Source organism: Methylosarcina fibrata AML-C10 (assembly GCF_000372865.1).
In the GTDB taxonomy this organism is placed as follows: Bacteria; Pseudomonadota; Gammaproteobacteria; order Methylococcales; family Methylomonadaceae; genus Methylosarcina; species Methylosarcina fibrata.
This window is the reverse complement of sequence record NZ_KB889965.1, coordinates 2421899-2433941: the sequence shown is the minus strand read 5'-3', so window position 1 is coordinate 2433941 and position 12043 is coordinate 2421899. Positions and strand designations below refer to the sequence as shown.

Here is a 12043-nt window from a genome sequence, read left to right as displayed (position 1 = left end):
AAGTGAAGGTTGCTCAGGCGAATTCATAAAGGGGCTGTGCGCCCGCCTCTCCCGCCGGCTTTTTTCCGTTTGAATGTCAATTGGTCAGAAATCGCCGAATGCTGTCGGCATCCGGAATCCTGACGGTCAAGACAAAAGAACCTTCTTACTGCCTCGGTTGCGATGCCGAAGCGGTAATCACAATTCTGGACAGTTCTGGGTGAAAGGCGCAGCCGGGTAAAATTTAACGTCGCATCTTCCGCCTCGGCATAGAAAACAGAGAAAGCCGCCTTTTACCCTGTGCTCAGTCCGGTTCGATTGCCATGGTGGAACCGAAGTGAGGAGAGTTCAGGGATTGCTCTTTGGCTTCGGCAGCCCAGATGCATTTTTGTCTGTCCGGTCCCGGTCATAGCTATCGCCTGATCCGCAAGCCTTTGATGCCGCGTTAAAAATCTTTGAATTCGATTTGCTCCTTCTTCGATCTCACAAAACGCACCAGATCGTTCAAGTTGTCGCCGATCGCATCTGGCGCAACACCCAGCTCTTCGACGGGAAGGCTCGTCCGATTGATCCAGAAAGTCGGGTAACCGAACGATTTGGCGCCTGCCGCATCCCAGCCGCCAAACGCGGCAAAAACAATTTCGCCGCGCGGCAACCCGAACGTATCCATCGCCATCTGATAAGCACGCGGATCGGGCTTGTATGCCCTGACCCGGTCAGTGCTGAGGTGTGCTTCGAAAATGCCCTCCAGACCCGAGTTCTTGACCGCGGCATCAAGCATCGCTGCCGTGAAATTGGACAAGAACGCCATTCGGATGCCCATATCCTTCAACGTCCTCAATGCGGGTAGGGCATCAGGCCAAGCCTTGATCTCAAGATAAGCTTGCATGAGTTGCCTGCGCTTATCCAGGCTCAGGTCCAGCTTGAGCATCCTGGCGGCAAATACCAGTGCGTCTTCGGTAACCTGCCAGAAATCCACGTAGCGACCCGATAACGTGCGCAACCAGGCATAGTCGAACTGACGAGTGCGCCAGGCGTTGCTCAGTTCGGCTCCTTTACCCGGAAAGAGCTCCTCCGCGAGCGCAAAGACCGTTTGTGGATTAAAAGTGGTAAAACCGTCAAAGGCAACAGCGCCGATTTTTGGGATAGCCGCGGTCCCAATTGCCCTATTCGATACCCAAAGTCCAGCCGTGACGCCGGCAGTGAGGTTGAGAAAATCCCGTCGAGTTAATGCCATGTCGCCCCCTACAGAAAAAATTGTTATTCACATAGCCATCCCGGACATGGATGTCTTGGACATTCCGCCGGTTCATCCGAATTCCGGCTGGAAGCCATGCCTAATGATGACTGTCAAAATTGGCCGCGGTTATAGCCCTTTGGCCTGGCCGCCGTCCACGTCGAGGATGGCGCCGTGAATCCAGCGTGATGCATCGGAGCAGAGAAAAGCCACCGCTTCCGCAATATCCGAAGGTTCTCCCAGGCGGGTAATACGGCTCTCTCTGGTGATTTGCGTCATATAATGCTCGATGCCGGTTCCCGCCTGGGCGGCCCATTTTTCAAAGAGTTGCCTCCGCCTTGAGGTGTTCACCATGCCGGGCTGAACCAGATTAACGCGGATTCCGTCCAGAATGCCTTGTTCGGCAATCGATTTTGCCAGCGCCGCCTGTCCCCCGTTGATCGCCGACACCAGCGAGAGCTGCCGGTCGGGCGTTTTGCCGGTACCGCCGCCGATCATGACGAGGTTTCCCTGCGAGGCTTTCAACAGAGGCCATGCGGCTTTAATGACGCGCAGATTGGCGAACATCTTCAAGCCGAATCCCGTTTGCCAGGCATCGTCCTCCAGCTCCAGAAATCCGCCTTGAGCGGCGGCTCCGGCATTGGTGACGAGAATATCCAGACCGCCCCAAACGTCGGCGACTTCGCCCACTATTTGCCGGGCGGAGCCGGGAAGCTGGAGGTCGAGTGCTGTCGCGCGGACCTCCGGCGTCAACGCAAGCAGTTCCGCCCGCGTCGCATCGAGCTCGCCCTGGCTTCGCGCTACCAGTTGAATTTTCGCGCCTTCCCGGGCAAACCGGTACGCAATCGCTTTCCCGATGCCGCGTCCGGAGCCGGTGACGAGAACGCGCCGATTTGCAAAATGGTTCATCATCTGTCTCCGATTCGAAATAAAGTCAGGGTGTGCTCAGCAAACCGATGCCAGTTCATTGCAGCACTTCAATTGAGTCTTTCTCTTACCAAGGAACTCCTTGATGTAATTTGCTATCACTCCACTGTGTTCTTCGAGGGCGAAGTGTCCCGCCTCAAGCAGATGCAGCTCGGCCCGGGGAATGTCGCGCAGAAATGCCTTGGCTCCTTCTACGGTGAAGAACGGGTCATTCTGACCCCATACGATCAGGGTCGGCGGCTGATACGCCCTGAAATAAGCTTGCCACTCCGGGTAAAGCGCGACGTTGTTCCGGTAATCGAAGAACAAGTCGAGCTGGATGGCATCGTTACCGGAGCGGTCGAGGAATAGCTGGTCGAACGTATAACTGTCGGGACTGATTTTGCTCGGATCGGACGCCCCGTGTTCATATTGAAACTGGGTTGTTTCTGCATCCAGAAAGCCTCGAAGCGGGGCCTCGGTTTCCGGATTCCGATTCTTCCAGAAAACTGTCATCGGCTCCAGGGCAGGGCTTACGCCTTCCAGGTAGGCATTGCCATTCTGTACGACAATCCCTTCGATCGCCTCAGGGCGGCGCGATGCGATGCGGAAGCCTATTGGCGCGCCGTAGTCCTGCACATAGAGAGTGAATTTTTTGAGGCCGAGATGGGTGAAGAGCAGCTTTTCAATTTGCGCTGACAGATTGTCGAAGGTGTAGTGAAATTCTTTCGCACCGGGTTGATCGCTGTAACCGAATCCGAGATAGTCGGGCGCAATCACGTGAAATCTGTCGGCGAGCTTCGGAATCAAATCCCGGAACATGTGAGAAGAAGAAGGAAAACCGTGCAATAACACGATGACGGGCGCGCTGTTGGCCCCCGCCTCACGATAAAAAATCTTATGGCCGTCGATATTGGCATGGTGGAACGTATTCATGATTATGTCTCCTGGATAAATTGTGTTCACGGCACGCATCCGGCGATGCGGGCGATTGCACTGTATCCCATGCTATTTGAGTTTAGAATAACCGCCAAATACAATAGACTATTCCGTTTATTGGAATTAAGAATGGACAGATTGCATTTGATGAACGTATTTGTGGCGGTCGCCGAAGAGGAAAGTTTCGCGGGTGGTGCTCGCCGGCTGGGAATGTCGCCTCCGGCCGTGACAAGGGCAATTGCCGCACTTGAAGATCGGCTGGGCGTAAAACTCCTGAACAGAACCACGCGCTTTGTACGCGCCACCGATGCGGGACAACGCTACCTGGATGATGCTCGCCGAATCATTGGGGAAGTAGACGAAGCCGATGAAGCGGCTGCCGGAATCAATGCCGAGCCCAGAGGGCATTTGGCGGTCACTGCGCCGGCGCTTTTCGGCAAGCTGTACGTCCTTCCGAGTATCGTCGAGTTTTTGCAGCGCTATCCCGCGATGCAAGTGTCGGCACTGCTTCTCGACCGGGTTGTTAACTTGCTGGAGGAAGGAATTGACGTGGGCGTGCGCATTGGCGAATTGCCCGATTCCAGTATGAGAGCCCTACGCGTGGGTTATGTTCGCCGGGTTTTGTGCGCATCCCCTGGCTATCTGGAAAAGCACGGAATGCCGCAACACCCGGAGGAACTGCCGAGGCACGACATTGTTTCGGCCAGTGCCGTAAGCCCCAGCATCGAGTGGAAGTTTCGCCAGGGTTCCGAATTGGTCGCCGTTCGGGTAAAACCCAGGCTCACGGTAACGACCAATGACGCCGCCATCGAAGCGGCTGTGCAAGGATTTGGCATTACTCGGTTGCTGTCCTATCAGGTCGCCCCACACCTTGCGTCAGAGCAACTGGAAATACTATTGAGCGAGTATGAACCGGCGCCCATGCCCATTCATGTCATACATCGCGAAGGACGTTATGCCTCTGCAAAGGTAAGGTCCTTTGTTGATCTGATTTCCGCCAGATTGAGAGAGAACCCCTCTCTGAATTGATCCGTCGTGAATTCGAAAATTGGAGATGCTGAGTGTTCTATATGCGCTTGGATCCTCTGCGTACAAAATTGATAATTCCGTTTAAAGGAATAGTAAATTGATAATATTGGTTATTCTTTATTTTTCTGCAATACGGCACACTGTATCCACCTGCTGAAGTTCACGCAGGTGAATGTCAAATCCTTTCATTATTTGGAGAACCCTTATGAGCCGTATTACCACCGTCAGCAACGAAACTGCCAACACCGACCAACGCAGCCTGTTGGATGCGATCCAGAACCAATTGGGCATGGTGCCCAACTTCTTGCGGGTGTTTGCTAACTCGCCGGATGCTTTAAAAGCTTTCCTCGGCCTGTATCACATCGCGGGCCATGGCTCGCTGGAGGCGGCCACCCGCGAGCGCATCGCGGTGGCGCTGGCGCAGCAGAACGAATGCGAATACTGCCTGTCCGCCCATACCGCCATCGGCCGCAAAGCCGGTTTGAACGGGGCGGAAATCGAAGCCAACCGGGCCGGCTCCAGCCGGGACGCCAAAGCGGCGGTGGCGGTCGGATTCGCCCGCGCGCTGGTCGAGCACAAGGGCGAGGTCACCCATGCCGAGCTGCAGGCCATGCGCGACGCCGGTTTCAGCGAGGCCGACATCGTCGAGGTGATTACTCACGTCGGCATGAACGTGCTGACCAATATCCTGGCTAAAGCCAGCCGGGTCAGCATCGACTTTCCGAAAGTGGCGCTCAACGCGGCCTAATGCTCGACGAGACCCTGCGTAATGCTGGTTCCCACGCAGCCGCGTGGGAACCAGGAAATTTTTTTCAATCGGATCGGGGGAGGCATGTTATGGCCCGCACTTTTGCAAAAATCAGCTTCACCTCCGGCGTGCAAGCGGTACAAGCCGAAATGGGCAGCCGTATGGCGTATCGGGCGGCCGAGCTCGGCGAGGCCGAAACCGTGGCGCTGGGCGTTTTCGAACAAGAATTCATTGCCGGGCGCGACAGCTTTTATCAAGCTACGGTCAGCCAAACCGGCTGGCCTTACGTGCAGCATCGCGGCGGGCCGGTGGGTTTTTTGAAAGTGCTGGATGACCGTACCCTGGGCTATGCCGATTTCAGCGGCAATCGCCAATACCTTTCGGTAGGCAATTTACGCGGCGACGACCGGGTGAGTTTGCTGCTGATGGACTATCCAGCGCGGCAGCGCCTGAAAATCTGGGGCCGGGCGCGAGCGGTGGACGAACGCAGCGAGCCGGCATTGCTGGCGAAACTGGAATCGCCCGACTTTCGCGCCCCGGTCGAACGCGGCATACTCATTCACGTCGAAGCCTACGACTGGAATTGCCCGAAATACATTACGCCCCGCTACAGCCAGCGCGAAGTCGAAACGCTGCTCGAACAAGCCCGACGCGAACCTATGGCAATGGAAAAACCAAGCGCTCGCGCCTTGGGCCGTGGCGCGCTGCCGTTGACCCTTAGCGGAATTCGGCAACTGACGCCGCGCATTCGCGCCTATGAACTTCGCCATGCGGACGGCGAGCCGCTGCCTGGCTATCGGGCCGGGGCGCATGTCCGCGTGCCGATTGCGCTGCCCGACGGCAACGTCGCTCTCCGGGCTTATTCGTTGACCGACGCGCCGGGCGATCCGGACTGCTACCGCATCGCGGTGCAGCGCGTCGACGGCGGCGAAGGCGGATCGCGTGCTTTGCACGATAGCTGGCAGTTGGGCACCCGTCTCAACGCCGATGCGCCGGAGAATTATTTCCCGTTGCACGACGACGATCGCCCCGCCTTGTTGATCGCCGGCGGCATCGGCATCACCCCGTTAAAAGCCATGGCCGAAGCACTGGCCGCACGGGGGGCGGATTTTCAACTGCATTATACCGGCCGTGTGCCGCAAGAAATGGCCTTTGTCAACGACTTGCGGCGGCATTTTCCCGATCGCTGCCGGTTTTATTTCACTCAGGCGCCAACGCCAAACCGGCTGGACGTGCCGGCGTTGTTGAACGGCACGTCCGCCGATACCGTCATTTACGTCTGCGGCCCGGCCCGCCTGATCCAAAGCGTGCGCCAAACCGCCGGCCGGCTCGGTATCGCCGACGAAAGAGTGCAATTTGAAAGCTTCAGTTAACCGAATGAAAACAATAGGATCAGACTCGGATGGGATAGCCGGCGCACATCGGCAAGGTTAACGCACAACGTGCTATCCGGCCTCCGCGTAAGTCTATCGAGCAAATAGACGATAATTATGCCTTGGCAGCGGCCCAGGAATATTAATTAAAGCCCAAGGCAAATCCTGACAGCACAATCAGGCCGGCCAGCGCGATCAGCCCGTGCAATACGGCTAACCACCCGGGCACGGCGGTTCGGGTAAGATCGAGGGAAATCAAAACAAGTCCTCCGGCCGCGGCAATCACGAAGAACCACAGGCTCGCGACCGGTGCCAGACTGTTTTGAACGGTATAAATGACGAGCAAGACCAGCCCTGCCGCGGCCAGAGGCCCGTGCGTGAAGGCGATGGCCTTGGGCGTGGCCTTGCCTCTCAGCACGAAGCTCAATAGAAAAACGCCGAGCAGCGCCGCAATTGACAATAAGACGATGGCTGAAACGATCATGGCCGGACTCTCCAAAACTAGCGCGGATGGTTGGCTGCTTTTTTCGGCAGATCAAGGATGGCCGGCCCTTCGATTACTTGCCCGTCGACCGTAAAGCGGCTGCCGTGGCAGGGACAATCCCAGCTTTTCTGTTCCTTGTTCCAGTTGACGATGCACTTCATATGCGTGCAGACGGCCGACACCTGATGGAGTTCTCCGGCCTCATCCCGGTAGACGGCAAACTTCTCGCCCTTTAAGACAACCGTTTTGCCTTCGCCGGGCGCGATGCCGGCCACGCTCTTGGCCTCGGCCCGGTAAGGCCAATCCGTCAGATAATCCATAAAAACATGAGCGTTTTCCTTGACGAAGCGGCCCGCCGATTTGAGCGGGTTATGCCGGCGCGGGTCGTACAGTCTCGACCACGGATTTTCCTTGCCCAGAATCAGGTCGCTGATGATCATGGCGGCCAGTGTGCCGTAGGTCAGGCCGTCCGTGGCAAAGCCGGTGGCGATGTAAATCCCTGCTTTATCGTTCACGGAGCCGATATAAGGCAGGCCGTCGGCCGATCGGTAATTCTGCGCGCTCCAGTGATATTCGATCGATTTCACGTCGAAGCGGGCCCGGATATAGGTTTCCAGGTTCCGGAAACAGGCCTCATTGTCCTTCTTGTGTCCGACCTTGTGCGGCTCGCCCAGGACCAGCAGATAATTTTCGCCGGTCCGGCGGGTGTAGGAACGGATGGAATGTTGATGGGGCTTGCCCATTACCCAAAAAATGCCTTCGGGATATTCGTCCGAGTTCAGTTTGACCGCAATCGCATATTCTCGGTAGACGCCCATCAAGGTGTGAACGAACCGGACGCCTTTCGGCGAATGCGTCGCATGGATGACCTTATTCGCCGTGACCGTGCCGTTCTCCGTATACAGGATATTCGGCGAACCTTCTTTAATGTGAAGCACCGGCGTGTGTTCGAAGACCCGGCCCCCGGCCTTTTGAGCCTGCGCGGCCAGGGCTTTTACGTATCGCATCGGATTGAACTGAGCCTGGTTTTCGATGCGCAGCGCTTTTCTGATCGGGAAAGTCAGCGGCGCCGAATCGTCCAGATAAGCATCCAGGCCCGTCTTCAGACAGGCTTTGTATTCCTGTTGCAGAAAGCGATCGAAAGTTTCGGTTTCCGATAATAAACGCCACGGCCTTCGGTGGAAGTCGCAGTCGATGGCATATTCTCGGACGGTGTTTTCAATATGACCGATCGCGGCAGAACGGGAAGAGACGACGGCCCGGGCGGTCGTTTCGTCAAACTTGCATTGAAGCTTGTTCAGCCTCTCTTCAACGGTGGCGTAAAGATTACCGGTAGAAAAGCCGGTCGTTCCGCCGCCGATCTCCCATGCTTCGAGCAAGGCGACGTTTTTACCCTGCAGCGTCAATAAGTGCGCGGCGGCCGTCCCGGTAATGCCGCCGCCGACAATCGCGATGTCCACGTTCAAATCCTTCTGCAAAGGAGGATAAAAGCTGGCTTCGGTGTCGTCTTTCCAAAGGGAAGTTTTTTTCATAGGGACCTCCGGCCTTATCGCGAAGAAATCCGCCAGGATTCACTGCCGGCTTTAAAAAATAACGATCTTTTTTATAGCCTTCTTCAAAAGACCGCCGTTTCCGGCCGTAAGTTTAATTTGAATCGCCATCTTTCGATGAACAGGACTTACGCAAAATATCTGATCGCTGAAGGCACATGAATCAAAGACTGAGGTCAAAAGCGACATCAAGTTATGATCAAATCTTTTATGACTCGCCTGGATTATTGCCAATTTCTGCTGGTCAGCCAGATCAATTATACGCTGACCTATTTTGCCGATCACCATGACACCTTCAGCCACGATGCCATCAACCGCTACCTGCAACGAGAACGGATGACCCCGCGGCTGATATGGGACAACGTCCGCAACGACATCGTCCTCACACCGGCCGGCTACCTGATCTTCGACGACACCGTGCTGGATAAGGACTTCTCCCGAAAGATTGCCCTAGTACGTCACCAGTACAGCGGCAATGCCCATGGCCTGATTCGCGGTATCGGCGTCGTGACCTGCGTCTATGTCAATCCGGAGTTGGATCAGTTCTGGCTGATCGACTACCGGCTCTACGATCCCGATGGCGACGGCCAATCCAAACTGGATCATGTCCACGACATGCTCGGCAATGCCGTGCATCACAAGCGTTTGCCGTTTCACGCCGTGCTGATGGATAGCTGGTACGCCACGAAAGACCTGATGTTATTCATCGAATCCTTGCAGAAAGTCTATTATTGTCCGCTCAAGGCTAACCGCCAAGTGGATGATTCCGGCGGAGCGCGACCTTACCAACGGGTCGACTCGCTGACCTGGAGCCCGACCGAGCGGGCGCACGGTAAAACCATCAAGATCAGAGGCTTTCCCAAACACCACAAGGTGCACCTGTTCCGGGTTGAGGTGTCCACCCACCGCACGGATTGGGTCGTGACCAACGAGCCCACTCAGCATTCCACGGCGGCCGCACAACAGGCGTGCGGCTATCGCTGGAAGATCGAGCAACTGCACCGCGAAGGCAAACAGGTCACCGGAAGGGAGCGCTGCCAGTGCCGCTCTGCCCGCATTCAGCGCAATCATATTGCCTGCGCTTTCCTGGTTTGGGTTCGACTGAAGCAATTGGCCTACACCTCGGGACGGACGGTCTATCAATTGAAACAGAAGCTACTCGATGACTACCTCTGCCAACAGCTCAGAAATCCATCTCTACGCATGAGTCTTGCGTAAGTCCTGACTTCGATTTGTACGCTTTACTCAAAGCTGCCGGACAAATTGAAACTCTTCTTGATTTAGCTGCCCATAGCAGATTTTAGGGGCACTCAATCCTCAAAGACTGCCATATAGGCGGAAAATACAAAAACACGATTGCGGCTTTGCCCGGTGGTTTCCTGTAAGATCCCATGCTGACACATGGCCGCCACCAGATCGTTTGCCGCTTTATAACTCAGGCCGCATATCTTCTGAACCTCTTCGATGCTGACAATCACCGGTTCCTGGAATAAGGCATTCAATAGAATCTGCGCACTGACACCACGGCGACCGAATTGTGTTTGCAGGTCTCGTTCTATGCTTGCTTTCAATTCAAGAATTCTCGATAGCGTGCGCGCCGCCAATGTCGCAGTTTGCTCGATGCCGACCAAAAAATATTTTAACCATTGCAGCATATCGCTCTTATTCCGCACTACCATCAAGTTGTCGTAATACAATCCCTTGTTCTTTTCAAAATAACTGGAAAGATAAAGCAAGGGTTTTTCCAGTATGCCCTCGCTGACCAGAAACAAAGTAATCAGCAAACGACCAATACGCCCGTTGCCGTCCAAGAAGGGATGTATGGTCTCAAACTGATAATGGGCAATGGCGATCCGAATCAATGCCGGCACCTGGATGTCGGGATTGTGCAGAAAATTCTCCAAATCCCCCATCAACTCCTCCACATAGCGATGATGCGGCGGAATAAACGTCGCATCCGCCAGACTGTGTCCACCGATCCAGTTCTGGCTGGTACGGAACTCGCCGGGCAGTTTGTGTTCGCCGCGCACATTGTTCAGCAAGATGGCGTGCGTTTTTTTGAGCAGTCTTGAGGAAAGTGGCAAGGCGGCCAGTTCATACACCGCTTGGTTCATCGCCGCGATATAGTTCTGCACCTCGCGCCAGTCATTGCGGTGTTCCGGCAAAATGTCCCGTTCCGGTAGAACGGCTTCATACATATTCGTCTGCGTCCCTTCAATGCGGCTGGAAACAACAGCCTCTTTAGTGACGTGAAGACGAATGAACAAATCGATATTGGGAACCAAGCGGGCGAATGAATTTAACTCCCCGAGTTTGACAGCGGCTTTTTCCAATAGCGTGTTGATCTGCGACGATTGCCAAACCCATTCGTCATTGATCTTCGATGGCACGAAATAACGGTATTCATAGCCTTTTTCGTTCTGACCCGAGCGGTATTGTTCAAGTTGGATGGTCATGGTGTTTTGAGAGCCAAAGGTAAAACAAAAACAGCATTATTTTACTTTTAGACAGAAAAGTAAAATATTTAAGTCGTTATTTTACTTTCAAGAACACAACGAAATCGGCAATTTATTTTTGCAGTTCCACTGAGAATGATTCGATTTTTTAAGGCAGCGTATTCAATTTGTATCGTTTTTCTGCTCAATTGTTGAGGATATTGCCGCTAGCCCGCGACAAATTTAGTTTCAACAGACGCTGCAAAATTTCCGCGTCAGTCATTGCCGGTGTGTAATCGTCCCCAGCCATACGCTTTGGCGACGACTTTATCGAGGGTTTATGGGCGTTATTCAGCCACGCCGGTCTTGCGTTATACAAATTTGTAAGTGTACGCTTTTTTAACTCGGCTTCATGGCCGGGCTTGGCGAACGGACGCTTCGGGAAGCCTGCTTTTTCTTCTTCTGGAGTAATGACCCAATCTATCCACTCCGGTGGGTTAAGCTAATTATTGCGCAGTTGATTCAATTTGAAAGCGGCCTCGGCGATTGCCAGGGCATGGGGACTCTGGGAAGAATCGGCGATGATCGCCGGGATAGGGGCACTGAATTCCGTAGCCGTTGCGATTCATAAATGTCAGCGCCTTCTGCATGTGCTGGATATGGGCGGCCGTATAATCCAATAATCGCTCCCGATGCCGGAGATAGGCGCGCAGAGCCGCGATATCCCGACCAGGACGAAAGCTGGCACGCAACAAACCGCAGGCGTGCAAGCGTTGCAACCATTGCGCATCATTCACATCACTCTTGCGTCCCGGTACGGATCGCGTCTCGCGCGCATTGGCGACAATGACATCGAGACCGGCGCTTTCGAGCACTTCAAAAACCGGCACCCAATAAACGCCGGTCGATTCCATGGCGACGGTTTCAATACCGATAGCCAGCAACCAGTTGGCCATTCGCTGAATATCAGCCGTAAACGCCTGAAACGTCTGCACAGGCTCATCAGTTAGATCGGTGGGCACCGCAACGACATGAAACCGAGAGCCAATGTCGACGCCGGCGGCACGTTGATGAATAATCGGTAAACCGTGAGTTGATTGGATTGCTTTCGACATGTTCATCTCCCAGGGAATTGAACGCGTCGGACAGGGACTCGGATGAATTCACCTTCCTAAACGGGGTCACTCGAAGTGCCGCCACAGTTGGGTCCGCAGCTTCCCATCGGCCAGGTTTTTTGACGGGGATTTAACCTCCAAAAAGCGGGCGGCCAGTGTCCGCGCGTCAGATGAGTGTAAGGGCAACCTGTTTCTTTGCATAGGGAATCGACGTTTTTTAATAAATCCCTCTCTTCGATCAACCGAGC

11 protein-coding genes are annotated in these 12043 nt (G+C 54.7%); 4 read left to right on the top strand and 7 right to left on the bottom strand.

What is annotated here, in order from left to right:
- Nucleotides 1–424 precede the first annotated feature (424 nt).
- The 3 genes from A3OW_RS0111385 to A3OW_RS0111375 all read right to left on the bottom strand — a co-directional run bounded on the left by A3OW_RS0111385 (nucleotide 425) and on the right by A3OW_RS0111375 (nucleotide 3058).
- Nucleotides 425–1216 carry a haloacid dehalogenase type II gene (locus A3OW_RS0111385; RefSeq protein ID WP_020563567.1) on the bottom strand — a complete coding sequence of 264 codons (792 nt, stop codon included), beginning with the start codon at nucleotides 1214–1216 and terminating at the stop codon, nucleotides 425–427.
- Nucleotides 1217–1345: 129 nt separating this feature from the next.
- Nucleotides 1346–2125, bottom strand: coding sequence for an SDR family NAD(P)-dependent oxidoreductase (locus A3OW_RS0111380; RefSeq protein WP_020563566.1), 780 nt, complete (start codon nucleotides 2123–2125; stop codon nucleotides 1346–1348).
- 36 nt (nucleotides 2126–2161) lie between these two features.
- A complete protein-coding gene (locus tag A3OW_RS0111375) occupies nucleotides 2162–3058 on the bottom strand; it encodes an alpha/beta fold hydrolase (protein WP_020563565.1) in 897 nt (298 codons plus the stop codon).
- A gap of 132 nt (nucleotides 3059–3190) precedes the next feature.
- Between A3OW_RS0111375 and A3OW_RS0111370 the strand changes: the two genes are divergently transcribed.
- The 3 genes from A3OW_RS0111370 (at nucleotide 3191) to A3OW_RS24800 (ending at nucleotide 6211) form a co-directional block, all read left to right on the top strand.
- Nucleotides 3191–4090, top strand: a complete 900-nt coding sequence (locus A3OW_RS0111370) for a LysR family transcriptional regulator (RefSeq protein ID WP_026223515.1) — start codon at nucleotides 3191–3193, stop codon at nucleotides 4088–4090.
- A gap of 205 nt (nucleotides 4091–4295) precedes the next feature.
- Nucleotides 4296–4838 (top strand): carboxymuconolactone decarboxylase family protein, encoded by a 543-nt coding sequence (locus A3OW_RS0111365; RefSeq protein WP_020563563.1) that lies wholly within the window; start codon nucleotides 4296–4298, stop codon nucleotides 4836–4838.
- Between the two features lie 89 nt (nucleotides 4839–4927).
- A complete protein-coding gene (locus A3OW_RS24800; RefSeq protein WP_020563562.1) occupies nucleotides 4928–6211 on the top strand; it encodes a pyridoxamine 5'-phosphate oxidase family protein in 1284 nt (427 codons plus the stop codon).
- A gap of 142 nt (nucleotides 6212–6353) precedes the next feature.
- Here A3OW_RS24800 and A3OW_RS0111355 read toward each other — a convergent pair whose 3' ends face one another.
- Nucleotides 6354–6695 carry a hypothetical protein gene (locus A3OW_RS0111355; protein WP_020563561.1) on the bottom strand — a complete coding sequence of 114 codons (342 nt, stop codon included), beginning with the start codon at nucleotides 6693–6695 and terminating at the stop codon, nucleotides 6354–6356.
- 17 nt (nucleotides 6696–6712) lie between these two features.
- A complete protein-coding gene (locus tag A3OW_RS0111350) occupies nucleotides 6713–8227 on the bottom strand; it encodes an FAD-dependent oxidoreductase (RefSeq protein ID WP_020563560.1) in 1515 nt (504 codons plus the stop codon).
- A 213-nt stretch (nucleotides 8228–8440) separates the two neighbouring features.
- On the opposite strand from A3OW_RS0111350, the gene A3OW_RS0111340 reads away from it, so the two are divergent.
- Nucleotides 8441–9463, top strand: coding sequence for an IS701 family transposase (locus A3OW_RS0111340; protein ID WP_020563558.1), 1023 nt, complete (start codon nucleotides 8441–8443; stop codon nucleotides 9461–9463).
- Between the two features lie 92 nt (nucleotides 9464–9555).
- Here the strand turns inward: A3OW_RS0111340 and A3OW_RS0111335 are convergent, their stop codons facing one another.
- Complete coding sequence (locus A3OW_RS0111335) at nucleotides 9556–10635, bottom strand: Fic family protein (protein WP_232422373.1); 1080 nt, start codon at nucleotides 10633–10635, stop codon at nucleotides 9556–9558.
- Between the two features lie 551 nt (nucleotides 10636–11186).
- Nucleotides 11187–11795 carry an IS110 family transposase gene (locus A3OW_RS24795; protein WP_198291313.1) on the bottom strand — a complete coding sequence of 203 codons (609 nt, stop codon included), beginning with the start codon at nucleotides 11793–11795 and terminating at the stop codon, nucleotides 11187–11189.
- Between the last annotated feature and the right edge of the window lie 248 nt (nucleotides 11796–12043).